Origin of the sequence: Kangiella japonica (genome assembly GCF_039523535.1) — a bacterium.
In the GTDB taxonomy this organism is placed as follows: domain Bacteria; phylum Pseudomonadota; class Gammaproteobacteria; order Enterobacterales; family Kangiellaceae; genus Kangiella; species Kangiella japonica.
Map to the genome: position 1 here is coordinate 43,563 of NZ_BAAAFM010000008.1, position 26,646 is coordinate 70,208.

Below are 26,646 nucleotides of genomic sequence, written 5' to 3' on the forward strand. Positions count from 1 at the left end.
CTAATGCTCCTTCGCGATGACGGGGTTTGTTCAACCCCTTCGTCTTTGCGAGGTCACGAAGTGGCCGCGGCAATCTCCTAAACACACTTACGAGTATGGCATTCGCTACTGAATTGCTTTGCGATTACGAAGTAGGGGCTAACCACTGTGTAATTGATTGAGGTGGCTTATTGATGAGCGAGTTTTCCACAGTCGGTAATACTCCTTCGCGATGACGGGGTTTGTTCAACCCCTTCGTCTTTGCGAGGTCACGAAGTGGCCGCGGCAATCTCCTAAACACACTTACGAGTATGGCTTTCGCTACTGAATTGCTTTGCGATTACAAAGTAGGGGGTAAACACTGTGTAATTGATTGAGGTGGCTTATTGAAGAGCGAGATCGCCACAGTCGCTATCGCTCCTTCGCGAGGACAGGGTTTGTACAACCCCTTCGTCTTTGCGAGGCCACGAAGTGGCCGCGGCAATCTCCTAAATACACTTACGAGTATGGCTATTGCTACTGAATTGATTTGCGATGACGTAGGAGGAGTTAATCATTGTGTTAATTGATTGAGGTGGCTTATTGAAGAGCGAGATCGCCGATGTCGCTAATGCTCCTTCGCGAGGACAGGGTTTGTTCAACCCCTTCGTCTTTGCGAGGCCGCGAAGTGGCCGCGGCAATCTCTGTTAGGAGTCTGTGCTAGGGCAAGAGGCAGGAAGAATAAGGCGACCTAATAGCTAGTAAAAGCAATTACTCAGATAACAGTGTCAGCCAGTAGCTTGTGGCTAATCGTCAAAAAAACTGATTGATATATAGACACCTCATAAAAGCAGTTATAAGCTGTCTACAAACAAAATGACAAGGATTTACATATGACCTTTAAAACAAGCTCTCTAACAGGGGTTGCGCTGTGTGTTGCTTTGGCGCTTACGGGCTGTGACTCTTCTGATAAAAACGAAGAGGTAACCGGAAGCGCTACCGTAGAGCAGTCACAAGCTCAAAGTTCTAGCCAAACTAGCACGGATGTTGCTGAGGCGACTCAAACTGAAAGTACGCAAGAGGAGAGCGTGAAAAACGATGCCGTCATAGAGCCACCTTTAGTCTTCAATATTTATAACAAAGAAGACACAGCGGGAACCTTAACCGTGGAGCAGGAAGGCCAAACCGTTAAATCTAACCTTGAACTAGGCTGGAATAATAGACGCGTTAACATCAACGAAACAGTGGTCGTTGGCGAAGATGGTTATATTATCAGTCAAAATATTGAAGGTATCTCTGCTTTTGGTGCGCCGATTGAAGAATCTTTCAGCTTAAAAGATGGTAATGCTCAGTGGAAAAGTCTTAATGAGCAAGGTAGTGGACAAGTTAAAGAGAGTAAATTTTATATTCCTAGTGACGGCACAGGCGTATCATCAAACTTCCTCGTAAAAGCTTTACTCAATGACGAAGATAATAAAATCGAATTGCTACCAAGCGGTACTGCGTCGTTAATCGAGCTAGACACTGTCACGCTAACAAAAGGCGAAGAGCAAAAAACGGTGCGCTTAATAGGGGTCGTTGGACTTGGTTTAACGCCTGATTTTGCTTGGTACGATGAAGATAATAATTTCTTTGCCTCCGATGATGGTGGATGGTTTGGGGTGATTGCGAAAGGCTGGGGGCGAAAGAACCTTGAAAAGCTTCAGGCAAGACAAAAAGAAGCAGATAATCAATACCTTAGAGACTTATCCCAGAAACTAACTCATGTTTCAGAAAAGCCGATTCTAGTTACCAACGCTAATTATGTTGATGTGGAAAGTGGCAACTTAGTCGAGAATAAAACGATTGTCGTGGTTGATGGCAAGATCGATAAAATTGTTGAGTCTGATGCGATAAAACCAAGTGATGAACACACCGTCATTGACGCAACCGGCAAAACATTAATTCCAGGCTTATGGGATATGCATGGTCACTTGAGTAAAGGCGATGGCTTGTTAAACATTCCTGCGGGCGTTACCAACGTTCGCGATATGGGCAATACTCATGACAATATTGTTGCAGTAGAGCAGTTAGCCGAAAGCGCCGAAATAATTGGTGGTGATGTATATCGGGCTGGTTTTATGGATCGCGAAAGCCCTTACGCCATGAAGATGGGAAAAACAGTTTCCTCGCTAGAAGAAGCGAAAAAAGCAGTCGATTGGTACGCTGAGCGCGGTTACATTCAGATCAAAACTTACAGCTCTATGGAGCCAGAGTGGGTTAAGCCACTGGCCGTGCATGTGCACAGTAAAGGTATGCGCTTGAGTGGTCATATTCCAGCCTTTATGACTGCGGAAGAAGCGGTTGATGCGGGCTTTGATGAGATTCAGCACATCAACATGCTGTTTTTAAACTTCTTAGGTAAAGGTGTCGATACACGTAAGCGTCTGCGCTTTTCGATGGTGGGTGAAAAAGCTCATGAGCTAGATCTTAACAGCAAAGAAGTGAATGATTTTTTAGCCAAGCTTAAGGAGAAGGGGGTTGAAGTCGACCCAACGGTGTCGACATTTAACAGTCTCTTTAGAAAAGGCGGTGTTATCGATCCTGAGATTGAAGCGGTATATGAACATCTTCCTGCCAATGTAGCACGTCAGTTTACAAAACCTGTGATGGATATTAGCGCCGAGCAGCGCCCAGCTTACGATGCGTCGATGAAGGCGATGTCAGCAATGGTGAAGAAGCTACACGATAGTGGTGTGACAGTGGTTCCTGGAACTGATGCTATAGCAGGATTCACTTTGCATCGTGAGCTAGAACTCTATGCAGATGCAGGCATCTCTAACGCTGATGTCCTAAAGCTCGCAACCCTTGGCTCCGCTGAAGTGGTCGGAAACGCTGAGAATGTGGGCTCAATCAAAGAAGGCAAACAAGCAGACTTGGTGTTTGTCGATGGCAACCCTTTAGAAGATGTCAGCAATCTGCGTAATATTTCATTAGTTATTAAGGTGCAACGAATTTATAAGCCTGATGATATATATCAAGCGATAGGCATTAAGCCGTTTGTTGATTCGATTGATTTCGAGCTTAAATAATTAGATTAACCTTCTGTTTAAACACCGGCACTCGCCGGTGTTTTTTTATGTAAGAATCATGACGATTTAATGAAAGCTATTTACATGACTAGAATTCTTATATATGATTATCCGTATATTCATATGTAACCATGCTGTGCATATCAAATTATGATTAAACCAACTGAGTTATTTAAATGCCTATCTGACGAAACGCGCCTAAAGACGCTACTGCTCATACGTCATGAAAAAGAACTGTGCGTTTGTGAGCTGACCGAGGCGCTTCAAGAGTCTCAGCCTAAAGTTTCACGTCACTTAGCGCAGCTAAAGAGTATGGGCATAGTCGCTACTAGAAGACAACATCAGTGGATTTATTATCGACTTAATCAAGAACTGTCCGATTGGGCATTGTCGGTATTAGATGTGACTGTGAATGCTCAGACAAACATGATTCAACCTTATTTAGACAACTTGACGGCGATGGAGAATCGTCCAAGTTGCTGTGATTAAACAATTTTCGTGAGGAAAAAGAGATGCCAATAAAAGTAGGTATTAATGGCTTTGGTCGTATGGGACGATTAACCCTGCGCGCGCTTTGGGGCACACCAAACATTGACGTTTGCCTTATCAATGATCCGGCGGGTGATGCTAAAACCTTTGCACATTTGCTGAATTTTGACTCGGTACATGGTCGCTGGGAATATGAAGCGGAAGAATCTAATGATGATATTGTTATCGGTGACTCTAAGATTGAATTTAACCAAAACCGATCGTTACAAGAAACAAACTGGTCAGGTTGTGATTTAGTCATCGAGGCTTCGGGTAAATTTAAATCCCAAGAATCATTACAAGAGTATTTAAACCAAGGTGTTAAACGTGTCGTGGTCACGGCGCCAGTCAAAGAAGAGGGCGTGCTGAATGTCGTCATGGGCGTTAATGATGACTTATACGACAAGTCAAAATCCCCGATTGTTACAGCAGCTTCTTGTACCACTAACTGCTTAGCGCCAGCGGTAAAGGTAATTCATGAAAACCTTGGGATTAAACATGGCAGCATGACTACCATTCATGACATCACCAATACACAGACGATTCTCGATGCAGCGCATAAAGATTTACGCCGTGCGCGAGCCTGTGGCATGAGTTTGATTCCTACGACAACTGGCTCAGCGACCGCTATTACGCATATTTTCCCTGAATTAAAAGGTCGGCTTAATGGGCACGCGATAAGGGTTCCTTTGGCTAACGCATCGATTACAGACTGTGTGTTTGAGGTCGAAAAAGAAACGAGCGCCGAAGAAGTCAACGCCTTGTTTAAAAAAGCATCCGAGGGTGAACTCAAGGATATTTTAGGCTATGAAGAGCGCCCGCTTGTATCGATCGACTATAAAACTGATCCGCGTTCGACCATTGTTGATGCGCTGTCGACTATGGTGGTCAATGGCACTCAGGTAAAGCTTTACTTGTGGTATGACAACGAGTGGGGCTACGCAAATCGTACTGCCGAGTTAGTTAAACTGGTTATAGAGAAGGGCGTGGATTAACCGATGAGCTCCTTAACAGGAATGCTAAAAAACCTATCGCCACAAGTTCGACAGTACATGGTGATTACTGGTAACTACTGGGCTTTCACTTTAACTGATGGGGCTTTGCGAATGCTGGTGGTGCTGTATTTCCACCAACTGGGTTACAGTCCTCTTCAAATCGCCATGTTGTTTTTGTTGTACGAATTTTTCGGTGTGGTGACGAATTTAATTGGCGGTTGGTTAGGCGCGAGAATTGGTTTGAATAAAACCATGAACATCGGCTTAGGGCTACAAATTTTAGCCTTAGGGCTTTTGTTAGTTCCAACCGCCATGCTCACGGTTCCTTGGGTGATGATGGCGCAAGCGATTTCTGGGGTTGCCAAAGATCTTAATAAGATGAGCGCTAAAAGCGCCATAAAAACCTTGGTTGCCAAAGATCAAACTAACCAGTTATACCGCTGGGTGGCACTTTTAACTGGCTCCAAAAACACCTTAAAAGGCGTGGGCTTTTTCCTAGGTGGTTTATTACTGGCGCTAGTGGGATTTAAAGGCGCTATTCTGGCGATGGCTCTAATGTTACTGGCGGTTTGGGGCTTTAGTTTGATTAAGCTAAAGCAAGACTTAGGGCGCAGCAAATCAAAACCAAAGTTTTCACACGTCTTCTCAAAAAGTTCGGCTATAAATTACTTATCAGCGGCACGATTATTTCTGTTCGGCGCTCGTGACGTTTGGTTTGTGGTTGCTTTACCGGTGTATTTATCGAGTCAGTTCGGTTGGTCGCATACCTATGTTGGCGCTTTTCTGGCACTTTGGATAATCGGATATGGTGTTATTCAAACCTTGGCACCGAAAATTACAGCCCGAAAATCATCTGCGCCACCAACGGGAAACACGGCTTTCGCTTGGGCGTTAATTCTTGCAGTCACGCCATTAATTATTGCAGGTGCCCTGTACTTCGACTTTTCGCCCCAGTTAGCATTGGTCAGTGGGCTGTTAATCTTCGGCATCATCTTTGCTATTAATTCATCGCTTCACAGCTTTCTCATCGTTCAGATGGCGCGCGAAGACGGCGTGTCGCTCGATGTAGGCTTTTACTATATGGCGAACGCCATGGGAAGATTGCTAGGAACTGTATTATCCGGCTGGGTTTACCAAGCGTACGGCTTAGTCTTATGCCTAATTGTCTCGGCGGTTTTTATTGTTGTGGCTGCTTTGTTGTCGCTACTGATTCCAAAACAATCATCAAGCGAGCTTTCTAGCTCTTAAGCTGATAAAAGGTTTGCACCATCAAAAAAGCCCTCAAGTCGAGGGCTTTTGAATAGTATATTTGAATTGGGTATTTGAAGAGATTATAAAGCTTACTTTTCGAGATATTGAAGCTTACCTTTTTTGCCATCCCACTCAGCGGCATCAGGGAATGGATCTTTTTGTTCAGTGATATTAGGCCACTCTTCAGAGAGTTCAGCGTTTAGTTCGATGAAGTTTTCCATGCCAGCGGGAACATCATCTTCTTCATAAATCGCTTCGGCAGGACACTCGGGTTCGCATAATGCGCAATCAATACACTCGTCAGGGTTAATTACCAAAAAGTTTGGCCCTTCATAAAAGCAGTCCACAGGACAAACTTCCACGCAGTCGGTGTATTTACATTTAATGCAGTTTTCGGTAACTACGAACGCCATGAGTCTCTCCTAAATTGCGATTCTTGCTGATAACTTGATATCAGAATATCAGTAGCAGCGTTATTTTAGCGATTCTTTTAACTTATACAATAGCTCCAACGCTTCGCGAGGCGATAAATCGTCGGGAGTTATCGATTCTAACAGTTCTAATGCTTCGTTAGAGGCTGGTTCAGGCTCTTCTACATCCAGTAAATCAAGCTGTGGCATAACATCATTGTTTTTTGAACTTGAGGTTTCATGAGTACCGTTTTGCTCAAAATAACTCAGCAGGGCTTTTGCATTATGGATAACCGCTTTAGGTAATCCCGCAAGCTGTGCCACCTGAATACCGTAGCTTTGGCTGGCTGGGCCTTCAGCGACTTGGTGTGAGAACACCAGCTTGGTAGCGCCAGTTTGTTTAGATTCGAACTCGCTTGCACCAAAATGTACATTAGCGCAGTCGGTCCACTCTTGAATCTGTTGTGTCAGCTCAAAGTAGTGAGTCGCGAACAATGTCAGCGAATTAAGCTTTTCATGAATATAGCGCATGGTAGCCGAGGCGAGGGCAAGGCCATCAAAGGTACTAGTGCCTCGTCCAATTTCGTCGAGCAAGACTAAACTGTTGGCGGTAGCGTTATTCAGAATATTAGCCGTTTCCGACATTTCCACCATAAAGGTCGAGCGGCCGCTAGCAAGATCATCCGAAGCCCCGATTCGTGTAAAAATCCGATCGATAGGCCCTAGCTCAGCTGAGTCCGCCGGTACAAAAGCCCCAGTATAAGCGAGTAAGGTAATTAACGCGGCTTGGCGCATATAGGTCGATTTACCGCCCATGTTCGGGCCTGTAATAATTAACGAGCGACGCTGTGGTGATAATTCTAAGTTGTTCGGAATAAAAGGCTCTTTGCTGTGGTATTCGACGACTGGATGACGCCCGGCTGTAATTTTAATTCCTGGCTTGTCGCTAAAAGTCGGGCGCGATAGATTTAAGTTTTCAGCGCGTTCGGCGAAACAGGCGAGCACATCGAGCTCGGCAATGGCGGCTGCTGTGTTTTGAATACTCGGCACGAACTCTTGGAGCTGTTGAATCAACTCTTCGTAAAGACGTTTTTCTAACGTTAGCGCACGAGTTTTACTGCTCAGTACCTTTTCTTCGTATTCTTTAAGCTCTGGTGTAATAAAGCGTTCCGCGTTTTTTAAGGTCTGACGGCGAATGTATTCCGCAGGCGCCATATCGCTTTGTGCGCGTGAAATTTCAATATAAAAGCCATGCACACGGTTGTAGCCAACTTTGAGTGTATTAATACCACTGCGTTCTTTTTCACGTTGCTCAAGCTGCAACATAAAGTCGCTAGCATCATTGGCGAGGTTTCTCAGTTCGTCGAGCTCTTGATGATAACCTTCGGCGATAACACCACCATCACGAATCACCATTGGCGGTTGTTCGATAATGGCTTTGCTTAGTAACTGTTGCACATCTGGTAAAGGTTCAATCGAATCGAGCAACGATAAAGACACGTTTTGCTGACTTAAATAGTCTTTAATCTCGGCAGATTTACCTAGTCCAATCTGAAGACGCTTTAAATCTCGAGGATTCGCGCTACCCAGTGCTAGGCGAGTAACGATGCGCTCGATATCAGCAATTTCGCTAAGACTTGTTTGCAGCTCGCTAAAAATTAAGTCTGTTTTAAGCGCGGAAACTGCTTCCTGTCGCTTCTCAACAGAGGCTTTTTTACTAAGCGGACTGTGCAACCAGCGCTTTAATAAACGACCACCCATCACCGTCTTGGTGCTGTTCATGACTTCAAACAAAGTATTATGCTGCTGGCCTTGGATATTTTCCGTTAACTCAAGGTTTTTTCGAGTCGCAGGATCGAGCACCAAGTGATCCGTGTCCGAAAGGCGCTGCAACATTCGAATATGGGGCAGGGCGTTAAGCTGGGTTTTCTTGGCATAATCCAATACGACGCCAGCGGCAGATACCGCTAACCGATAATCTTCACAACCGAATGACGCTAAGCTTTTAACCTTAAAGTGTTCGAGAAGCTTGGTAAGATTCTGCTCGTAATCAAACTCCCAGTCGGGTTGCCACTGAATCGAACTTTTCACTAAATGGCTAAGGTTTTGTTGATTATCCGCTAATAACAGTTCCGCTGGTTTGACGCGATGTAATTCTGCCTGTAACCCCAGTTCATTCTCGAACTCCGATAGCCAAAAGCGACCACTCGCCATGTCTAAGCAGGCGAGTCCAAAATGGTTATTCTTCTTATAAACTGAGGCAAGAATGTTCTCAGAGAGCGCATCGAGTAGGTTTTCATCATAAAGCGTACCAGGCGTCACAATTCGAACCACTTTACGCTCGACAGGCCCTTTGCTGGTCGCAGGATCGCCTACTTGCTCACAAATCGCCACCGACTCGCCGAGCTTTACGATTCGAGCTAAATACGAATCTACTGCATGAAAGGGCACGCCTGCCATTGGGATCGGCTCGCCTGCTGAAGAACCGCGCTTGGTTAGCGTAATGTCTAATAACTCTGCTGCGCGCTTGGCATCGTCATAAAACAGCTCATAAAAGTCGCCCATTCGATAAAACAGAATGTATTCTTTATGAGCCTGCTTTAAACGCCAATATTGGCGCATCATTGGAGTGTGGTGTTGCAATGCTTCTTCGTTAATAATTTCAGCTTTAGACATGCTTGAGTGATTCGTTATTAGGTTGCGTTAGTGACGGTTAGCGCCTATTCTTAGTTCTAATATTGGCTAGCGCCGGCTACAAATTTATAGCCCATAGCTTAACGGATTTGAGTCAAAAGAGGTAGACGAAGATTGCCTGAATTACAAAAAGAAACACATACATCAGAGCTGGAAACCTTATTAAAAGAACTCTCTAAGCTATTAATAAAAAAGAATTTAATGCTCGTAACTGCCGAATCTTGCACCGGTGGGCTTATTGCCGCCACCTGCACAGAAATTCCTGGTAGCTCGCAATGGTTTGATCGCGCTTACATCACCTACACCAACCAAGCGAAGCACGATATGGTCGATGTACCAATGAAGCTTATCGAACAACACGGCGCTGTTTCAAAAGAAGTCGTCGAAGCCATGGCAGCTGGTGCAGTTAAGAAAGTAGGCAGGAACAATCGAGTCGCCATCTCCGTAAGCGGTATTGCAGGCCCCGACGGCGGCACACCAGATAAACCCGTTGGCACCGTTTGGATTGGCTACGCCGATGACAAAGGCGTAAACAGTAAATTACTACAGCTTAATGGTTCAAGAGCCGAAATTCGCCAAGAAACAGTAAAGCAATCAGTAGGCTGGGCCTTGGCCCACCTCAAACAATAAATAGATAAATATTACGTCACAACGCAGGGGCTGCCTCATGGAGTACCTTTCTTTATTAAAAACCTCGAAGACGCTAACGCTCCTTCGAGGCTACGTTTGCTAAATAACCCGTCATTGCGAGGAGCAGTATTACTGCGACGCGGCAATCTCATAAAGCTTAAGGCAAATTTATCTAGTTACTATGCGTCACGACTTAGGGTTTGCCTCATGCGTACCACACGCTTACTTACGTTCGACAAACATAGTTAAAGAGATCACCATTAAACTATAGGAAATATTCTCTAAAAGCCAGCATTGGCACTATGGAAGATCATGGAGTAACCTATTGTTACCACTAAAATATTTGAAAGCGTTCAAGGTAATTTCATGGATACAATAGACGAATTTGAAAAGAAATTTTTCGTAGTAGCAGGTGAATATAAAAAGATTCATAGGCCATCAGGAAGAAATGGTTCGCGACATCATAAGACAACTAATCAAGTGCAAAAAATCGCTAACCTTGTACTTCACTGTTTAAAGTGCGAAGAACCAATAGAACCAGAGGTTAGAAACTCAATTTCTTCATACTCATTGTCGTGTTCAAGCAAAGGTTGTGATGCAAGAAGTGATATCTCTGCTGAAAATTTAAAAAAACTTGTAGAGTTAACCAAACAAAAGTACCCGTAGGCTAGGGTGACTAAGTCAGCGTCTTCAATATACTCAGCCGGTTTAGCTTAAACTTACATAACCTGTTATGCGAGGCTTTATGAAAGCCGTTTCGTTGGCTGTAGGCGATCAGCGGAAGTCCCTTTAGGGGAATACCTTTGGGGGCAATATCTTTGAGAGATTACTTCGTCGCTTTGCTCCTCGTAATGACGGTGTTTTCTGCTTAATTACAACACTTCTAAACCTCAAACGCCTTTAAAATTGCACATGGCTTATGGGCTCCTCCAGTCTCACATTGATGAAACAGGGTTTTTAGGCGGTCGCGTGCTTGTTGCATTTCTTTTATCTTTTCATCAAGTTCTTGAATTCTGGCGCTGGCGAGTTGTTGAGCTCGTTCATGGTCGTGGCTGGTGTCTAGAGCTAGTAGCTCTTTGATTTCGTTAAGCGTGAAACCTGCTTTTTGTGCTTCTTTGATAAATTTTAGGCGGCGTAAGTCTTCTTCGCTGTATTTTCTAAAGCCTTCGGTTTTTTGTGGGATTTGGATTAAGCCTTTACGCTGATAGTAGCGGACGGTTTCGACGCCGATATTCACTTCTTTGGCTAATTTGCCGATTGTTAACATGATTAAGCTCTAAGTTTTACTTAAGTTTAAGGTTCGTATTTGAAACAGAGTACTTGACTCCGTACCATAGTACAGAGTTTATAATGCGCTTATTGTTTTAATCAAGCTATACGCACAATTCATATTGAATGAAGGAGTACTTAGTTCATGAGTGCCAACGATAAGAAAACTGCAAAACTGTACCGTATGTCGACGGACAAACACACTTGTCCTTTCGGGCTTAAATCTAAAGATCTGCTGAAGCGTGAGGGTTTTGAGGTTGAGGACCACATTCTAGCGGATCGTGAGCAAACCGATGCTTTTAAAGCTAAGCATGACGTAGAAACTACGCCCCAGACCTTTATCGATGGTGAGCGCGTTGGTGGTTACGAAGACCTTCGTCGCTTTTTGGGGAAGAAGGTTAAAGATCCGAATAAGAAAACTTATCGTCCGGTTATTGTTTTATTCATTATGGCGGCTTTGACGGCGTTTGCGATGAGTTTTGCCAGCACAGGCGATGCGTTTACGATTAAAACGGCCGAGTGGTTTGTGAGCTTTGCCATGGTTTTATTAGCGATGTTGAAGCTACAAGACGTCGAAAAGTTCTCAACCATGTTTTTAAACTATGATCTCCTCGCCAAGCGTTGGGTGCCTTATGGTTACATTTATCCTTTTGCTGAAGGAGCCGCTGGTGTCCTGATGGTGGCAGGCACCTTAACTTGGCTCTCTGCGCCAGTAGCCTTGTTTATCGGTAGTATCGGTGCAGTGTCAGTGTTTAAGGCGGTGTATATCGACAAGCGCGAGTTGAAATGTGCCTGTGTCGGTGGTGGGAATAATGTGCCACTTGGTTTTATCTCCCTGACCGAAAACTTGATGATGATCGCCATGTCTATCTATATGGGCGTAAAGCACCTCGCTTAAAGTTTCATAAGCCATTGTGAGCACCATGTTTTAATGGATGTTTACTGAGTCAATGTGTTGCAGGATAGTTGCATTAAAATTACTATGTAGCACATTGATTTTGTTTTTGGTGGGGAATTATGAATTGGGGTGATATAGCGACCGCTGCGGTAACGCTGTTTTTAATTATGGATCCGTTGGGCAATGTCCCTATTTTTAACGCGATCCTGTCTAATATTGAGCCAAAGCGTCGCTCTAAAATAGTAGCAAGGGAACTGGTGATTGCGTTATTTATTTTGCTTGGTTTCCTTTTCGCAGGTAATTCTATTTTATCGTTTTTAGGGCTGACTCAATCGTCACTTAATATCGCTGGCGGTGTTCTTTTATTCATTATTTCATTGCGCATGATTTTCCCTGGCCGACGCGGCTCTGTGGATGATGTCGAGGAAGAAGAGCCGTTTATTGTACCACTCGCCATGCCAATGATTGCTGGGCCTTCGACCATTGCGGTGCTTTTACTCTTAAGTTCAAATCAGCCAGACCAAATTACCGAGTGGAGCATTGCATTATTCCTTTCATGGGTTGTAACCACTATTTTATTAGTGCTATCTCCGAGAATCTTGAGTGTTATTGGTCAGAGAGGCTCGCGAGCGCTGGAACGCTTAATGGGGATGATATTGATCATTCTTGCAACCCAGATGTTGCTAAACGGTATCCGTGATTTTATCGAAAGTTTGGCTTAGCCAAATCAGCTCTGTACGAATATTAACCAGCTTTAGCCGATCATCAATAGCTTACCGCTATAAGGGCTATTATCTTAAGGGAGATCGGGAAATCACTGGTTACTTTTCAGGGGCTTTTGTGGAATAATCAGACTAATTTTTACATTCTTATAAACATTTCAGTCAGTAGGTATTTTTGATGGATGACAACAAAAAGAAGGCGCTCGGCGCTGCTTTAGGTCAAATCGAGCGTCAATTCGGTAAAGGTTCTATTATGCGTCTTGGCGACGGTTCTGCCGCCAGAGGCATCGAAGCTATTTCAACCGGTTCATTAGGCTTAGACATTGCGCTTGGTATTGGTGGTCTGCCTAAAGGGCGTATCGCTGAAATTTATGGCCCTGAGTCATCTGGTAAAACAACGTTAGCATTACAGGCTATCGCTAGCTGTCAGGCAGCAGGCGGAACTGCTGCATTTGTTGATGCAGAGCATGCATTAGACCCAATCTACGCTGAAAAGCTTGGTGTAAACCTAGACGACCTTATCGTTTCTCAGCCAGACACAGGTGAGCAAGCATTAGAAATTACCGATATGTTAGTGCGCTCTGGCGCGGTTGATATCTTGGTAGTTGACTCAGTTGCGGCTCTAACGCCTAAAGCTGAGATTGAAGGCGAGATGGGTGATTCGCACATGGGTCTTCAAGCTCGTTTGATGTCGCAAGCATTGCGTAAGTTAACGGCTAACATTAAGCGTTCGAACACTTTGTGTATCTTCATTAACCAAATTCGTATGAAAATCGGTGTTATGTTTGGCTCGCCAGAAACGACTACTGGTGGTAACGCGCTTAAGTTCTACGCGTCAGTTCGCCTAGATATCCGTCGAATTGGTCAAATTAAGCAGGGCGACGAGATTGTTGGTAACGAAACTCGCGTTAAGGTTGTTAAAAACAAAGTGGCGCCACCGTTTAAGCAAGCTGAGTTCCAAATCCTTTATGGTGAAGGTTCTTCGCTAGAGGGCGAGATTCTTGACTGGGGTGTAAAAGAAGGCTTGGTTGAGAAGTCTGGCGCTTGGTACTCATACAACGGCAACAAAATTGGTCAGGGTAAGCAGAACGTCATTAAGTTCTTAAAAGAAAACCCTGAGATTAAAGAAGAAGTCGAAGGCACGTTAAGAAGTAAGTTATTGGTAACGGCTAAACCCGCCGACGACGAAGAAGAAGCTCCTGAAGAAGCTTAATGCTTTAATCGGTTTATCTATAACGGGTTAATCTATGGGCTTTAAAAAGCCGCCACGCGACTATAAAATAATTGCGATGGATCTATTAGCACGCCGGGAACATTCCCGGCGTGAACTTATTGATAAATTAAAACTTCGAGAGTTCGAAGGGCAAGAGGTCGAAGATTATTTAGATCGCTTAGCCGAACGAGGTCTTCAAAGCGACCAACGATTTGCTGAAAGCTTTATCAGACAGCGATCATTAAATGGTTATGGACCTTTGCGTATTCGCCAAGAATTACGCAAGAAGGGGATTGAAGATTCGGCCATTAGTCACCATTTCGACAGTATGGCGATTGATTGGTATCAAGTCGCCGTTCGCGCGTGGCGTAAAAAGTACAATCAAGCACCAGGTTCCGACTTGAAACTAAGAGCAAAGCAAACCCGATTCTTACAATATCGAGGCTTTGATTTTGAAATGATCAATCATGCTATACACGCTGGTCCCATATCGGAAAACGATGATTATAATTTTGACGATGACTTTGGGTTGTCTTAAAAATCATTGTTTAACAATGAATTAAACATGAATAGTAAAGTAAAAGGTTAATTAAAAGTGAGCACGACAACTAAGCCAATGACGACAAACGACATACGCAAAACCTTTTTAGAGTTCTTCGAACAGAAGGGCCACAAAATAGTGGATAGTGCGCCATTAATTCCGGCCAACGATCCGACTTTATTATTCACCAACGCAGGAATGGTGCCTTTTAAAGATTGCTTTTTAGGTACCGAGCAACGTTCTTACACGCGAGCTACAAGCTCACAAACCTGCGTCCGAGCAGGCGGAAAACATAACGATTTAGAAAATGTTGGTTACACCGCGCGTCATCACACTTTCTTTGAAATGTTGGGTAATTTCAGCTTTGGTGATTACTTCAAAAAAGAAGCCATTGGCTATTGTTGGGAGCTTCTAACCGAAGTCTTTAAACTGCCGAAAGAAAAGCTTTGGGTTACGGTCTACGCCGAAGACGATGAAGCATATGACATCTGGGCTAAAGACATTGGTTTCCCAGAAGACCGCATCAGCCGTATTGGAGACAATAAAGGCGAGCGTTATGCCTCTGATAACTTCTGGGCGATGGGCGATACGGGGCCATGTGGGCCTTGTTCTGAAGTATTTTATGATCACGGTGAGCACATCTGGGGTGGCCCTCCAGGAACGCCTGAAGAAGATGGCGACCGTTTTATCGAAATCTGGAACTTAGTATTCATGCAATACAACCGTCACAAAGACGGCACCATGGAGCCATTACCGAAGCCGTCGGTCGATACGGGCATGGGCTTAGAGCGTATTTCTGCAATTTTACAGGGCGTTCACAGCAATTATGAAATCGACACGTTCCAATACCTAATTAAACAAACCGCAGACTTGCTAGAAGTTAAAGATTTAGACAATAAGTCGTTGCGCGTTATTGCTGATCATATCCGTTCATGTAGCTTCTTAATCCTTGATGGCATAGTGCCGAGCAATGAAGGACGTGGTTACGTTTTGCGTCGTATTACGCGTCGCGCGATTCGTCATGGGCATCAACTTGGTGCCAAAGGTGAGTTCTTCTCGAAATTGGTTCAAGCATTGGTCGATACCATGGGCGATGCTTATCCTGCGCTTAAAGAACAACAATCAATTATTGAAGGCGTGTTAGCGAAAGAAGAAGCTGCTTTTGCCAAAACTTTAGACAAAGGTATGCAGATTTTAGAAGCTGATATGGCGAATGTTAGCGATAAGACCATATCCGGCGAAACAGTGTTCAAGCTTTATGATACCTATGGTTTTCCTCAAGATTTAACCGCAGACATCGCGCGTGAAAAAGGTTTAGAGATCGACTGGGATGGTTTCGAGAAAGCGATGGAAGAGCAGCGTCAGCGTGCGCGTGCATCGAGTAACTTTGGCGTTGATTACAATGATTCTTTGAAACTTGAAGAAGTGTCGAAGTTCACCGGTTATGACTACTTAAGCCAACAGGTTAAAGTCATCAAATTGCTTAAAGGCGACCAGGCCGTAGACACTCTAGAAGAAGGTGATAAGGGTATCGTAATCCTAGAAAAGACCCCTTTTTATGCAGAGTCTGGTGGTCAGGTTGGTGATAAAGGTTATTTATACGGCTGTGGTGCGAACTTTGTGGTCGAAGACACGCAGAACATTGGTGATGCCATCGCGCATATTGGCTATATGGATAAAGGTAGCATCAGCAGTGATTCTGAGTTAAATGCAAATGTGGATGGCGGTTTACGTCAAAGCACCATGAGGAACCACTCAGCGACGCACTTGCTTCATGCGGCACTCCGAGAGGTTTTAGGCTCGCACGTCCAGCAGAAAGGCTCTTTGAACGATCCTGAGCGGCTTCGTTTCGACTTCTCGAACCCTGAAGCGGTTTCACGAGAAGATTTAGCGACCGTGGAGCGCATGGTAAATGAAAAGATTTTTGAGAATCATCCAGTCGAAGCGGCAGTGATGTCGATGGATGAAGCTAAAGAGCAGGGTGCAATGGCCTTGTTTGGCGAGAAGTATGGTGATGAAGTTCGCGTACTGACCATGTCGCCGTTTTCAGTTGAGCTGTGTGGCGGTACTCACGTTAAACGCACTGGTGACATAGGCCCTTTAAAAATCGTTTCTGAGACAGGTATTGCGGCCGGTATTCGACGCATTGAGGCGATAACGGGCGAGCGTGCAGTAGCTTGGATGCAGCAGTCTGAAGAGAAGCTACACCACTTGGGTAAACTTTTGAAAAGTGAACCTGCTCAGTCGGTTGAGAAAGTTGAGCAGTTGCTTGATAAGTCTAAGCAACTGGAAAAGCAGATTCAGCAACTTCAAAGCAAGCTAGCGTCTAGCCAGGGAAGCGATTTAGCCTCTGATGCTGAAGATATTAATGGCGTAAAGCTATTAGTGTCGAAGCTTGAGGGTGTAGAGCCTAAAGCTCTGCGTGACTTGCAGGATCAATTAAAGAATAAGCTTGGCTCTAGTATTGTGGTACTGGGGATTGCGAGTGATGATAAAGTTAGTCTAATCGCCGGCGTGAGCAAAGACCTAACGTCTAAAGTGAAAGCTGGAGACTTGATCAAGATGGTTGCGGAGCAGGTTGGCGGTAAAGGCGGAGGCCGCCCAGACATGGCACAAGCAGGTGGTAAAGATGCAGAGGCGCTTCCTGCGGCGTTAAACTCTGTAAAACCATGGGTAATAGAGAAACTTTCTTAAGAAAGTGCGATATACTCATGATATGGAACAAAGTTTCCTTGTAACAGAAAGTATATTTGTGACAGGAGACACAAAAAGATAGTTTTGGATACAATTTATTGTTAAAATTCGCGGCTTTCGACGTAAGTGTCGACTTTTTTTTCACTAAGTTCGTATTAAGTTGTACTAGTATTTGTAGTTAGTAGATTAAATTTGTAGATAGTTGAGAGCGACTTGGATATAGTCAGGAATGCTCTCTAGGATAGAGGAGATTGGAATGTTAATTTTAACGAGACGTGTCGGCGAAACGCTGATGATTGGTGATGAAATCACTGTTACTGTATTAGGTGTTAAAGGAAATCAGGTTCGCATTGGTATCAATGCACCGAAAGAAGTCGCTGTTCACCGTGAAGAAATCTATATGCGAATCCAGCATGAGAAGCAAATGGAGAATTATCAACCAAATCAACCAGGTAATAATTCAGACGACGACTATAATTATTAAAAAAAAATGGATTGGAGTGTTGCAATTTATCCTGAATAAGGTAACATTCCGTCCGCGTCAACGGTGAGGTGGCCGAGCGGCTGAAGGCGCTCCCCTGCTAAGGGAGTATACCCTAATCCGGTATCGAGGGTTCGAATCCCTCCCTCACCGCCATTATTCTTTTTTAATGTTAATGGTAATGACAAAGAAAGTTGACGCTAAATTTTAAAACCTGCTTCTAGCAGGTTTTTTTATGCCTGGCTTAAAAGTCAGGGGGGAGGGTGAGAAGCCTTGGGTTCGAGCCGAGCAGCTTTAACTCTAAACAAGGATTGTGTAATGCCACTGATATAAAACTATACCTACTAGTTTTTGCTCAAAAAGCCTCAATATCTTAAATGCTGTTATTATTTTAATCGGTATAGTTACTTTCCAGAAAGAACCGTAATAGATTTGTAATTGATGATTTATTCACAAAAGAGTCTTCATTATATGAGTTTAACACTTTTAGAATGACTTTAGCGCGTGTAACTAAATGATTTACTTAGACAAAGTTGTTTGCAATTATACCTTCTTTGGGCGATTATTAGTCGTACAAACCTAGTCGCGGGGTTCGATGAAAAGTAACTGGTATATCAAAAATACATTTATTTTACTTTGTATTTTGTATGTCACTATCTGTATCTATATTACTGAAATATTAGTTAATGCAGTGACATCAGAGCAAAGTGAAGAAGCCAGGTCTGAGCTCTTAAATGAAGCCTCACTGGTGCGGGCTAATATTGAGTCCTCAATTTACTCTGACGTTTATATCGCTAATAGTTTGGCGACAGTTCTTACCGCCGACCAAACCTTAGGCGTTTCTAGATTCGGCTCTATAGCCAGCACCTTAAAATCGAAGGCAAATTACGTTAGAAATATTGCTGTCGCAAAGGACTATACTATTATTTTAGTCTACCCTTATGCCGGCAACGAAAAAGCGAAGGGGTTTGATTACAGAACGTCTCCGTCACAATTCCAAACAGTAGAGCAAGCTCGTGTTGAGCAGGAAGTTGTTTTAGCAGGACCCTTACCCTTAGTTCAAGGTGGAAATGGGCTTATCGCACGTTATCCAATTTTTACTGATTACCCGAGTAATGAAGAGTACTGGGGGCTCGTTAGTGTCGTTTTTGATGTTGACGAACTCTTCAAAGACTCAGGCCTTATCGAATTAAGCGAGCGTTATGATATTGCTATCAAAAGCTCGACCATTGTTAATGATGATGATGGTTTGTTTTTTGGGGAGACCAGTTTTTTTGAACAACCTGATGTTGAGTTTTCGTTCGACATTCTTGCGGGTACTTGGCGTTTAGCTGGAAAGTTAAAAGAAAGTAGTAACGCGCCTTTATTAACCCTGCCGTTAGTTATAAGGCTTGTTTGCTATCTGACATCACTTGGGCTCCTTATATCAATTATTTTGCTCTTTAGGGCGTATAGAGTGGCGACTAAAATTTCTTACCGAGACGAATTAACCGGCTTAGCGAATAGGCGCTATGCTATGGAGATTATTGAAAAGTTCATTAATCGGAGAGACCATGCCCGTTTTAGTCTAGTTTCTGTTGATTTGAATCGATTTAAATATATTAATGATCATCATGGTCACGAAGCCGGTGACTATGTATTGCAAGAAATATCGAAAACATTAGTCTCTTGTGTGAGAGGCTCTGATTTTGTTTTTAGGCTCGGAGGGGATGAATTTTTGATACTTCTTGCAGGACAATACAAAACTGAAAATCTTGATAAAATTATAAAGAAGTTGAAAAACTCTATTGATAGTCGAGTGTTTCATTTTAAAGGGCATGACTTAGAGGTTAGTTTAAGTGCAGGTTATGCTCGGTTCCCAGCGGACTCAAAAGACTTAGATGAATTGTTAAGCATCTCTGATGTGGCCATGTTTGAGGATAAGAAAGGTCATCAGCGATAAAGAGTCTTTTGTTGTGTATTCGAGCTTAAGAACCAATGTATTTGTTAGTTCAAAAAACGCACTACACGATCAATCTTTAAGCAATATCTGTTTAAAAAACAGACGCTTAGAAGTTTTTTTAATAAAATTGATAAAAAATTAAAAAAGGGCGTTGACATATCAGAGTCTGGTGGCATAATACGCCCCACTTACGAAGCGCGTGTAGCTCAGTTGGATAGAGTACCTGGCTACGAACCAGGCGGTCGGAGGTTCGAATCCTTCCACGCGCGCCATTATCCGAAAAAGGCTTCCAAGAAATTGGAAGCCTTTTTTCGTTGTGTTTTAGGAAATGTTAAGATATCCCGAGTGATATCGCCAAGTTAATCAACTCATTTCACTCGAATCCAGTAAGTTTTACCTCTTTGTGGACTTTTACACTTCCCTTTATTAGTCTGTTTTTTTAAAGGAATAACAGATAATAATTTATGAAGAAGTTTATTAACCCGTTTCTAATCCTAATTATCGCTGTATGTGCAGGGCTAGTTATCTTCAAATTGAAAGATAACGGCTCTATAAATTCGGCGACACATATTACTTGTCATACATACACAATGACCAAAGTTTCAAATGATCAGGCAACATTAACTGCCGCTCATAAAGTTAAACAGTGCGATAACTCTGACTATTTAATAAACGTAGTTTCGATATACGAAACAGAAGAGCACCGCGGGGATGTTGTTTACAAGTCTAAAAGTGAATTACCTGAAACGATTTATTTGATTTGGGAAGACTTTGATGGGTTAGTGATTTCCAAGCCAGCAAGCACTGAATTAATTAGCGCCAAAAGATATCGATCTAGCTACAATGTTGAGTATTTACCCTTACGTAAACTAAGAGTTGCTATTGGAAATGCATTAACTGATCATAGAAATAACTATCTTAATAGAACAAAGCCCAGTGATTAACTGGGCTTTTTTTACTTTTCGACTAGTGTTAAACGACTTTTAGTTTCACATTAACGCCACCGCGGGTTGCGTTTGAGTATGGGCAGACTTGGTGGGCTTTGCTAACAAGATCTTCAGCATCAGCCTTGTCCATGCCTGGTATTGACACCTGTAACTCCACGTCAATGGCAAAGCCGCCGTCAGTCGGGCCGATACCAACAACACCAGTTACTGTCGTGTCTTCTGGCAACTTTACTTTTTGCTGACCAGCAACGTGCTGCATGGCGCCAATAAAGCAGGCTGAGTAGCCGGCAGCAAACATTTGCTCAGGATTGGTGCCATCGCCACCAGCGCCACCGAGCTCTTTTGGCGTTGATAGTTTTACATCAAGCTTTCCATCATCAGATTTCGCTGAGCCTGCACGGCCGCCGGTTGCTGTAGCCTTTGCGGTGTAGGCTATTTCATTTGGCTTTTTCATACTTTGTTCTCCTTGAGCTTATAGTGATTTCATATCAATAACGAATCGGTACTTCACGTCAGAGTCCATGACTCGCTTGTATGCTGTGTTGATATCTTTCATGTCTATCATTTCGACATCAGAGACGATGTCATGTTCCGCACAAAAGTCTAGCATTTCTTGCGTTTCGGCGATTCCGCCAATAAGTGAGCCAGCGATTCGTTTACGCCCTAAAATTAAACCCGCACCATTTAAGTCTGGTAGGGGGTTTAATGCGCCTACAAGAACCATTGTGGCATCGCGTTTTAGTAAGCTGACATAAGGGTTTAAATCATGAGCCACTGGTACTGTATTTAAAATAAAGTCAAAGCTACCTGCTTGTGCCTTCATCGCATCTTCGTCTTTGGACACTAAGACCTCACTAGCACCAAGGCGCTTAGCGTCAGCACCTTTTTCGGGGGAGGTTGTAATCATAACTACTTCTGCGCCCATAGCATTAGCAAGCTTTACGCCCATGTGGCCTAGGCCACCTAGACCAACGACGCCAACTTTATCGCCTTTCTTAACGTTCCATTGACGCAGTGGGGAGTAGGTTGTAATTCCGGCGCATAGCAATGGCGCGACAGCTTTTGTATAGAGTTTCTCAGAGACATTTAGTACAAACTTTTGGTCCACGACTATTTGATTTGAGTAGCCACCATGAGTGCGACCACCTGAGATGGGATCGTCGCTTCCATAAGTCATGACAGCGCCTTTCTCACAGTATTGCTCTAGATCTTCATCGCAAGCGCTACAAGACTGGCAAGAATCAACCATACAGCCAACGCCTACCAATTGACCTTCTTTAAAGTTTGAAACGTTCGAACCGACCTTTACCACTCGGCCAACAATTTCATGACCCGGGACAACAGGGTAAACGGTGCCACCCCAGTCATTATGGGCGGTGTGAATGTCGCTATGACAAACCCCGCAGTATTCGATGGCGATTTGCACGTCGTCCGCTTGGACATCGCGACGCTCAATTTCTATCGGGCCTAAATCGGAATCTTCGGATTGTGCTGCATATGCTGCTGTTTTCATTACTGCTCCTTAATATTTGGAATACAGAGATTGCTATTCACTGAGAATAACCTTTACAGAGTGAATTTGCTGTAAATGACTGTGCAACTTAACTAAATTTTTAATTTGTTGAGATGAATCAAGGTAGAAAGTAGGGTCCAAGGCGGTCAAATTTTAGGGATTTAAACTTCTTATCGTTTAGTAGTATTTGGCTATGTTTCTGATTTAACAGCGTTTTGTACAGTGGTTTGTACGATAATCATCCAAAAAATGACTCTGCTATTTTTAATAGAGTTTGTTAAACTAGTGGCCAAAAGTGACTAAAGATAAACTTAATGGATTCCGCTAACTTTTTTGCCAACAATTTACCGCTCTTAGTGATTCTTGGAACTATCCTAGCCCTAGGGCTGGTGCTTATCATTATTGTCTTGCGTCAGAACAAAACGATAAAAACTATAGCCGAGACTCACGCTGGGGCCTATGACGCCATTAAAGCATTAGAACAAAAGCAAGCCATGGCATTTGAGTATGCTAAATCTGACTTGCATCGAATGACTGAGTTGAGCCAGCGTTCCTCTGAAAACTTTATTGAAAAATTGCAGGGCAACCAAATAAAGCTCGGTGAGTCATTCCAATCTTTCCAAAGACAATTGCAGAAGGACTTGTCAGGTTTTAAGGACAATCTACAAAAGGATATTTTTAAGCTCAAAGAACAGATTGAGCTCAATCAGAAAGAATCCCAAGCGCAGCTTCATGAGCAGTTTAGACGCGGCATCAAGGATGTGCGTGAAGAACTGACACAAAATTTAAAGTTCCATGGCGAGACTTTTGAAAAGAACATGAAAGGTCTCACTCAGTCCACTGATGAGCGTCTAAAAGAGATCAGTGGGCAGGTCGAAAAGCGTTTGGCTGATGGCTTTGAGAAAACCACAAAAACCTTCCAAGATGTTTTAAAGCGTTTAGCGTTAATTGATGATGCGCAGAAGAAAATTACGGAACTATCGAGCAACGTAGTCAGTCTGCAGGAAATATTATCGGACAAGCGTTCGCGCGGGGCTTTTGGTGAGGTACAGCTGGAATCGTTAGTGTCTAACGTGATGCCGACCAGTCACTACAAATTCCAGCATACGTTTAACAATGGCAAGATCGTGGACTGCGCCTTGTTCTTACCAGAGCCGACTGGTGTGATCGGTGTGGACGCTAAATTCCCGCTAGAAAACTACCAGAAGATGGTGGACGTGGAATTGTCGAAGCCAGAGCGTGACGCCTCGCACCGTGCCTTTGTGCAGGATATTAAAAAACACGTTAAAGATATTGCTAGCAAGTATATTATTGATGGCGAAACCGCTACTGGCGCTGTGATGTTTATTCCAGCTGAGGCTGTGTTTGCGGAAATTCATGCGCACCATCCTGAGTTGGTTGAGTTTGCTCAGCAGAACAAAGTTTGGATGGTATCGCCAACCACTATGATGGCGCTTTTGACTACGGCAAGCGCGGTTTTAAAAGACGAAGCGACGCGTAAACAAGTGCACATTATTCAGGAGCATTTAGGTAAGCTATCGGTTGAATTCGGTCGCTTTAAAGATCGCTGGGGCAAGCTCAATACCCATATTGATCGCCTAACTAAGAGCGCTAAAGATATAGATACAACTGCCGATAAGATCACACGCCGTTTCGATCAAATCGAGCAGGTTGAATTACAAGATGAAGATGATGACGATGATCCAATTGGTATTGGTCATCAATCTTAATAGATTAGGAATTATTGATGTTTAGAAATACTGTTATAGCTTTATTGTTAAGTGTTTTTAGCTTGGCGCCTAAAGCCCAAGAGCCGTTATTGCTATCGCTTAAAGGCGACTTAACCCAAGGTGGTTTAGTGATTGGTCAAGCCGTTAAAGGCTCTGAAGTGACCTTTGAAGACAAGCAATTAGAACTAACGCCTAATGGCTATTTTGTGTTCGGTTTTCATCGTGACATGCCTGAAACTGCGACCTTAACGGTCCTGAAAGGCGATCAAAAAGAAGTCCAGAAACTGTTTGTACGCAAGCGCGACTATAATATTGAGCGTATAGATGGCTTACCACCTTCAAAAGTGAACCCGATGAAGCCAGAAGTTTTAAAGCGTATTCGTAAAGAGGGCGCTTTAGTGTCAAAGGCACGCGCAAAAACCAGCAAAGACGAATTCTTTATGCAGGATTTTATCTGGCCTGCCAAAGGTCGTTTGAGTGGTTTTTACGGAAGCCAGCGCGTATTAAATGGTGAACCAAAACGACCACACTATGGTGTTGATGTGGCTGCCCCAACCGGCACTGAAGTCGTAGCGCCAGCCGATGGTATCGTGCGCCTTGCTTATGATGATATGTTTTACTCAGGCGGAACCTTAATCGTTGATCACGGTTATGGCGTTTCATCGACTTTTATCCACTTGCACTCTATTGATGTAGAAGCTGGACAAACAGTAAAGCAAGGTCAAAAGATTGCCACTATTGGGGCGACAGGTCGCGCCACAGGACCACACTTAGATTGGCGCATTAACTGGTTTGATTCGCGATTAGATCCGCAGCTATTAGTTCCTCCATTCGAACAGGATAAATAAGATAACTGTACCTATGAATACACAAGAATTTTGTAAGACTTTTAATTTATTGGACTTTGTTCGTGAAAATTTAGACGGACACAAACCCTTTACTATGGCGCTTGAAGACTTCGTGGTGACTTTTCATGATGTCGGCATTTTAGAATTTAAGCCAAAAGCAGAGTCGCAGCAATACTTGGTACTATCGGCAGGTGTGCATGGTAACGAAACTGCTCCGATGGAAATAGTGTCAGATATGGTGCATGACTTATTAAACGGTAAGCTAGAGCTTCGCTGTCACTTGCTGGTTCTAATCGGTCATCCCAAAGCGATGCTTGAGGAAAATCGTTTCATCGACTTTAATCTAAACCGTATGTTTAACGGTGAATGGAAAAAGTACTGGGAGCGACGCGATGAAATTTGCGAAGTTGAGCGCGCCAAGCGCTTGGAAGAGGCGGTTAATGACTTTTTCTCGAAAAGTTGCGCTAACGATACGCGCACTCATCTGGACTTACATACCGCCATCCGAGCTTCTAAATATCAAAAATTTGCCATTTATCCGTATTTAGATAGCCGTGAACATAACCCAGCTGTATTCAATGTGATGCAAGACTGCGGCGTTAACACTATTTTGCTTTATCACAAACCAAGTACCGTGTTCTCGTACCATTCTAGCCATAACTACAAGGCGGACAGCATTACCGTCGAATTGGGTAAAGTTAAACCTTTTGGTGAAAACGACCGTGAAGATTTTGCCGCTGCCGAGAAAACGCTCCGCCAATTGGTCGAAGCAAGCTATAACTTTGACCATACCACACGCTATAAAGCCAATGGCCAGCGTCTGTTTAAGGTCAAGCGTGAGTTATTACGCGTCAGCGATGATTCGCACCTGAATGTTGACGATGGGCTCGCTAACTTTTCAAGTTTCGAGAAAGGCTTTGAGCTTTTAAGTGATCCAGAAAAGCCATATGTCGTTGAGAGCGATGGCGAAGCAATCGTATTCCCGAACAATAATGTGCCTATTGGTCAGCGAATGGCATTGGTGGTAGAAGAGGTTTAGTAGGTGATTGAATTTTTAATCACACTTATTGTTCGTCTCTTAAAGGCTAACCTCTGTAAGACCTTATATTTACGTTCATTTTTTGCACGAGCAAAAAACGAACCAAAAAAATCGCCCCAAAAGTTAGGTCCGAAGGACTTCCCTCAAGCGTCGAATATCACTATTCGAGCCGTCAAACGAAACATCCCTGTTTCGTTTTGACTAAATTGGGCTGTCCTGCCCAATTTACTCGGTGATATTGACACTTGAGGCTAACTTTTACGGGGTAATAAGAGCTTCATATCTTTAGCGATTGGAAGTGATATTTATAGCAAGATAGAGTTTGTTTAGTTAAAAAATCCTTCTTTCAATTCCTGTATCATTCATAATCTTTACCGCTAACTCTTCGACTGAGCGCGAAGTGGTGTTAATAAACGGTATCTTTTCTTTTCTGTAAAGTGATTCAACTTCACGAGCTTCATACATACATTGCTGGAATGATGAGTATTTGCTGTCTGGGCGGCGACCGGTTCGAATTTCATGCAGTCGCATAGGGTCGATGCTGAGGCCATAAAGCTTATGTTTATTTTTGGCTAATCCTTCGTTTAACTTAATATTAGGCAGGTCTTCGTCGGTAAAAGGGTAATTGGCGGCGAAAATACCGAATTGCATCGCTAAATAAAGCGATGTTGGTGTTTTACCGCAGCGCGATGGGCCAACAAGGATGATATCTGCTTTGTCGTATTGCTTGGTGGTTGCGCCATCGTCGTTATTAAGCGCAAAGTTTACCGCGCTCATGCGAGTATCATAAGCCTGCAAATCATCGGTAGAGTGCGATTTACCAACACTGAATGAGCTTTTTACGCCAAGTTCTTTTTCTAGTGGGCCAATGTAAGTATGGAAAAAGTCGAGCAGAATGGCTTCTGAGCCGAGAATAATTTGTCGAATCTCAGGGCGTACAATGGTTTCGAAAACCAAGGGCGCAACACCGTCTCGAATGGCGGTTTGATTGATTCGGGTGACCGCCGCTAAGGCTTTCTCTTCATCGTCTACGAAGGGGATGGTGTGGTACATAAATTCCACATCATCTTCGAATTGTGCGGTCAAGGACTGCCCTAGTAGCTCTGCGGTAATACCTGTTCGATCTGAAATAAAGAAGACTGTACGTTTCATATTTGTGCAATAACCAGTAAAATGGCGACCTTTAATGACCAATGAGTGTGTGAATTTAAGCATTTACGCCTGTTTTCAGCAAGTAGCCGCTGGGATAGAGGGCGATTTTCTTTAATTTGC

23 protein-coding genes and 2 tRNA genes are annotated in these 26,646 nt (G+C 43.5%); 19 read left to right on the forward strand and 6 right to left on the reverse strand.

Annotation, left to right across the window (positions count from 1 at the left end; all coding sequences use genetic code 11):
* Positions 1-851 precede the first annotated feature (851 nt).
* The 4 genes from ABD128_RS09410 (at position 852) to arsJ (ending at position 5,800) form a co-directional block, all read left to right on the forward strand.
* Complete coding sequence (locus ABD128_RS09410; RefSeq protein ID WP_343989536.1) at positions 852-3,029, forward strand: amidohydrolase family protein; 2,178 nt, start codon at positions 852-854, stop codon at positions 3,027-3,029.
* A gap of 150 nt (positions 3,030-3,179) precedes the next feature.
* Positions 3,180-3,518 carry a metalloregulator ArsR/SmtB family transcription factor gene (locus tag ABD128_RS09415; RefSeq protein WP_343989538.1) on the forward strand — a complete coding sequence of 113 codons (339 nt, stop codon included), beginning with the start codon at positions 3,180-3,182 and terminating at the stop codon, positions 3,516-3,518.
* A 23-nt stretch (positions 3,519-3,541) separates the two neighbouring features.
* On the forward strand, positions 3,542-4,552 hold the full coding sequence (locus ABD128_RS09420) for an ArsJ-associated glyceraldehyde-3-phosphate dehydrogenase (RefSeq protein WP_343989540.1): 1,011 nt from the start codon (positions 3,542-3,544) through the stop codon (positions 4,550-4,552).
* A gap of 3 nt (positions 4,553-4,555) precedes the next feature.
* Positions 4,556-5,800: an organoarsenical effux MFS transporter ArsJ gene (gene arsJ, locus ABD128_RS09425; protein WP_343989542.1), complete on the forward strand. Its 1,245-nt coding sequence runs from the start codon at positions 4,556-4,558 to the stop codon at positions 5,798-5,800.
* Between the two features lie 92 nt (positions 5,801-5,892).
* On the opposite strand, the gene fdxA is transcribed toward arsJ, so the two are convergent.
* Together fdxA and mutS are read right to left on the reverse strand one after the other, a co-directional pair.
* Positions 5,893-6,216 (reverse strand): ferredoxin FdxA, encoded by a 324-nt coding sequence (gene fdxA / locus ABD128_RS09430; RefSeq protein ID WP_343989544.1) that lies wholly within the window; start codon positions 6,214-6,216, stop codon positions 5,893-5,895.
* A gap of 60 nt (positions 6,217-6,276) precedes the next feature.
* Positions 6,277-8,889: a DNA mismatch repair protein MutS gene (gene mutS / locus ABD128_RS09435; protein ID WP_343989546.1), complete on the reverse strand. Its 2,613-nt coding sequence runs from the start codon at positions 8,887-8,889 to the stop codon at positions 6,277-6,279.
* Positions 8,890-9,021: 132 nt separating this feature from the next.
* Between mutS and ABD128_RS09440 the strand changes: the two genes are divergently transcribed.
* On the forward strand, positions 9,022-9,537 hold the full coding sequence (locus ABD128_RS09440; protein WP_343989548.1) for a CinA family protein: 516 nt from the start codon (positions 9,022-9,024) through the stop codon (positions 9,535-9,537).
* Between the two features lie 366 nt (positions 9,538-9,903).
* Entirely contained in the window at positions 9,904-10,203 is a 300-nt protein-coding gene (locus tag ABD128_RS09445; RefSeq protein ID WP_343989550.1) for a hypothetical protein, read from the forward strand.
* 217 nt (positions 10,204-10,420) lie between these two features.
* Here ABD128_RS09445 and ABD128_RS09450 read toward each other — a convergent pair whose 3' ends face one another.
* The gene (locus ABD128_RS09450; RefSeq protein ID WP_343989551.1) at positions 10,421-10,804 is read right to left on the reverse strand and encodes a MerR family transcriptional regulator; all 384 of its coding nucleotides are present in this window, start codon (positions 10,802-10,804) and stop codon (positions 10,421-10,423) included.
* A 147-nt stretch (positions 10,805-10,951) separates the two neighbouring features.
* Here ABD128_RS09450 and ABD128_RS09455 point away from each other — a divergent pair, with 147 nt between their 5' ends.
* The 10 genes from ABD128_RS09455 to ABD128_RS09500 all read left to right on the forward strand — a co-directional run bounded on the left by ABD128_RS09455 (position 10,952) and on the right by ABD128_RS09500 (position 20,241).
* The gene (locus ABD128_RS09455) at positions 10,952-11,704 is read left to right on the forward strand and encodes a glutaredoxin family protein (protein ID WP_343989553.1); all 753 of its coding nucleotides are present in this window, start codon (positions 10,952-10,954) and stop codon (positions 11,702-11,704) included.
* Positions 11,705-11,823: 119 nt separating this feature from the next.
* Positions 11,824-12,426 carry a YhgN family NAAT transporter gene (locus tag ABD128_RS09460; protein WP_343989555.1) on the forward strand — a complete coding sequence of 201 codons (603 nt, stop codon included), beginning with the start codon at positions 11,824-11,826 and terminating at the stop codon, positions 12,424-12,426.
* A gap of 178 nt (positions 12,427-12,604) precedes the next feature.
* Positions 12,605-13,639: a recombinase RecA gene (recA, locus tag ABD128_RS09465; RefSeq protein ID WP_343989557.1), complete on the forward strand. Its 1,035-nt coding sequence runs from the start codon at positions 12,605-12,607 to the stop codon at positions 13,637-13,639.
* A gap of 34 nt (positions 13,640-13,673) precedes the next feature.
* Entirely contained in the window at positions 13,674-14,177 is a 504-nt protein-coding gene (locus ABD128_RS09470; RefSeq protein WP_343989559.1) for a regulatory protein RecX, read from the forward strand.
* 78 nt (positions 14,178-14,255) lie between these two features.
* Positions 14,256-16,874, forward strand: coding sequence for an alanine--tRNA ligase (gene alaS / locus ABD128_RS09475; RefSeq protein ID WP_343990476.1), 2,619 nt, complete (start codon positions 14,256-14,258; stop codon positions 16,872-16,874).
* Positions 16,875-17,130: 256 nt separating this feature from the next.
* On the forward strand, positions 17,131-17,358 hold the full coding sequence (gene csrA, locus ABD128_RS09480) for a carbon storage regulator CsrA (RefSeq protein WP_343989563.1): 228 nt from the start codon (positions 17,131-17,133) through the stop codon (positions 17,356-17,358).
* 62 nt (positions 17,359-17,420) lie between these two features.
* Positions 17,421-17,511 (forward strand) — tRNA-Ser (locus ABD128_RS09485).
* Between the two features lie 439 nt (positions 17,512-17,950).
* Entirely contained in the window at positions 17,951-19,297 is a 1,347-nt protein-coding gene (locus ABD128_RS09490) for a diguanylate cyclase domain-containing protein (RefSeq protein ID WP_343989565.1), read from the forward strand.
* Positions 19,298-19,492: 195 nt separating this feature from the next.
* Positions 19,493-19,569 (forward strand) — tRNA-Arg (locus ABD128_RS09495).
* A 318-nt stretch (positions 19,570-19,887) separates the two neighbouring features.
* Complete coding sequence (locus ABD128_RS09500) at positions 19,888-20,241, forward strand: hypothetical protein (RefSeq protein ID WP_343989567.1); 354 nt, start codon at positions 19,888-19,890, stop codon at positions 20,239-20,241.
* Positions 20,242-20,269: 28 nt separating this feature from the next.
* Here ABD128_RS09500 and ABD128_RS09505 read toward each other — a convergent pair whose 3' ends face one another.
* The gene (locus ABD128_RS09505) at positions 20,270-20,698 is read right to left on the reverse strand and encodes an organic hydroperoxide resistance protein (RefSeq protein ID WP_343989569.1); all 429 of its coding nucleotides are present in this window, start codon (positions 20,696-20,698) and stop codon (positions 20,270-20,272) included.
* Between the two features lie 18 nt (positions 20,699-20,716).
* A complete protein-coding gene (locus ABD128_RS09510) occupies positions 20,717-21,757 on the reverse strand; it encodes an NAD(P)-dependent alcohol dehydrogenase (RefSeq protein ID WP_343989571.1) in 1,041 nt (346 codons plus the stop codon).
* Positions 21,758-22,071: 314 nt separating this feature from the next.
* Here ABD128_RS09510 and ABD128_RS09515 point away from each other — a divergent pair, with 314 nt between their 5' ends.
* From ABD128_RS09515 to astE, 3 genes are read left to right on the forward strand one after another with little or no spacing between them, the layout of a single operon-like run.
* On the forward strand, positions 22,072-23,487 hold the full coding sequence (locus ABD128_RS09515) for a DNA recombination protein RmuC (RefSeq protein ID WP_343989573.1): 1,416 nt from the start codon (positions 22,072-22,074) through the stop codon (positions 23,485-23,487).
* 17 nt (positions 23,488-23,504) lie between these two features.
* Positions 23,505-24,335: a M23 family metallopeptidase gene (locus tag ABD128_RS09520; protein ID WP_343989575.1), complete on the forward strand. Its 831-nt coding sequence runs from the start codon at positions 23,505-23,507 to the stop codon at positions 24,333-24,335.
* Positions 24,336-24,348: 13 nt separating this feature from the next.
* Positions 24,349-25,374, forward strand: coding sequence for a succinylglutamate desuccinylase (gene astE / locus ABD128_RS09525; protein ID WP_343989577.1), 1,026 nt, complete (start codon positions 24,349-24,351; stop codon positions 25,372-25,374).
* 330 nt (positions 25,375-25,704) lie between these two features.
* Here the strand turns inward: astE and ppsR are convergent, their stop codons facing one another.
* Positions 25,705-26,526 carry a posphoenolpyruvate synthetase regulatory kinase/phosphorylase PpsR gene (gene ppsR, locus ABD128_RS09530; protein ID WP_343989579.1) on the reverse strand — a complete coding sequence of 274 codons (822 nt, stop codon included), beginning with the start codon at positions 26,524-26,526 and terminating at the stop codon, positions 25,705-25,707.
* Positions 26,527-26,646 lie beyond the last annotated feature (120 nt).

What these genes read in the sequence shown, in the direction of transcription:
- ABD128_RS09420 (WP_343989540.1), top strand. Translation starts at nt 3,542, where the DNA reads ATGCCAATAAAAGTAGGTATTAATGGCTTTGGTCGTATGGGACGATTA.
- ppsR (WP_343989579.1), bottom strand. Translation starts at nt 26,526, where the DNA reads ATGAAACGTACAGTCTTCTTTATTTCAGATCGAACAGGTATTACCGCA.
- ABD128_RS09460 (WP_343989555.1), top strand. Translation starts at nt 11,824, where the DNA reads ATGAATTGGGGTGATATAGCGACCGCTGCGGTAACGCTGTTTTTAATT.
- mutS (WP_343989546.1), bottom strand. Translation starts at nt 8,889, where the DNA reads ATGTCTAAAGCTGAAATTATTAACGAAGAAGCATTGCAACACCACACT.
- ABD128_RS09470 (WP_343989559.1), top strand. Translation starts at nt 13,674, where the DNA reads ATGGGCTTTAAAAAGCCGCCACGCGACTATAAAATAATTGCGATGGAT.
- ABD128_RS09415 (WP_343989538.1), top strand. Translation starts at nt 3,180, where the DNA reads ATGATTAAACCAACTGAGTTATTTAAATGCCTATCTGACGAAACGCGC.
- arsJ (WP_343989542.1), top strand. Translation starts at nt 4,556, where the DNA reads ATGAGCTCCTTAACAGGAATGCTAAAAAACCTATCGCCACAAGTTCGA.
- csrA (WP_343989563.1), top strand. Translation starts at nt 17,131, where the DNA reads ATGTTAATTTTAACGAGACGTGTCGGCGAAACGCTGATGATTGGTGAT.
- ABD128_RS09500 (WP_343989567.1), top strand. Translation starts at nt 19,888, where the DNA reads ATGACCAAAGTTTCAAATGATCAGGCAACATTAACTGCCGCTCATAAA.
- ABD128_RS09455 (WP_343989553.1), top strand. Translation starts at nt 10,952, where the DNA reads ATGAGTGCCAACGATAAGAAAACTGCAAAACTGTACCGTATGTCGACG.
- ABD128_RS09410 (WP_343989536.1), top strand. Translation starts at nt 852, where the DNA reads ATGACCTTTAAAACAAGCTCTCTAACAGGGGTTGCGCTGTGTGTTGCT.
- alaS (WP_343990476.1), top strand. Translation starts at nt 14,256, where the DNA reads ATGACGACAAACGACATACGCAAAACCTTTTTAGAGTTCTTCGAACAG.
- ABD128_RS09510 (WP_343989571.1), bottom strand. Translation starts at nt 21,757, where the DNA reads ATGAAAACAGCAGCATATGCAGCACAATCCGAAGATTCCGATTTAGGC.
- ABD128_RS09520 (WP_343989575.1), top strand. Translation starts at nt 23,505, where the DNA reads ATGTTTAGAAATACTGTTATAGCTTTATTGTTAAGTGTTTTTAGCTTG.
- ABD128_RS09490 (WP_343989565.1), top strand. Translation starts at nt 17,951, where the DNA reads ATGAAAAGTAACTGGTATATCAAAAATACATTTATTTTACTTTGTATT.
- ABD128_RS09505 (WP_343989569.1), bottom strand. Translation starts at nt 20,698, where the DNA reads ATGAAAAAGCCAAATGAAATAGCCTACACCGCAAAGGCTACAGCAACC.
- ABD128_RS09450 (WP_343989551.1), bottom strand. Translation starts at nt 10,804, where the DNA reads ATGTTAACAATCGGCAAATTAGCCAAAGAAGTGAATATCGGCGTCGAA.
- ABD128_RS09445 (WP_343989550.1), top strand. Translation starts at nt 9,904, where the DNA reads ATGGATACAATAGACGAATTTGAAAAGAAATTTTTCGTAGTAGCAGGT.
- recA (WP_343989557.1), top strand. Translation starts at nt 12,605, where the DNA reads ATGGATGACAACAAAAAGAAGGCGCTCGGCGCTGCTTTAGGTCAAATC.
- astE (WP_343989577.1), top strand. Translation starts at nt 24,349, where the DNA reads ATGAATACACAAGAATTTTGTAAGACTTTTAATTTATTGGACTTTGTT.
- ABD128_RS09515 (WP_343989573.1), top strand. Translation starts at nt 22,072, where the DNA reads ATGGATTCCGCTAACTTTTTTGCCAACAATTTACCGCTCTTAGTGATT.
- fdxA (WP_343989544.1), bottom strand. Translation starts at nt 6,216, where the DNA reads ATGGCGTTCGTAGTTACCGAAAACTGCATTAAATGTAAATACACCGAC.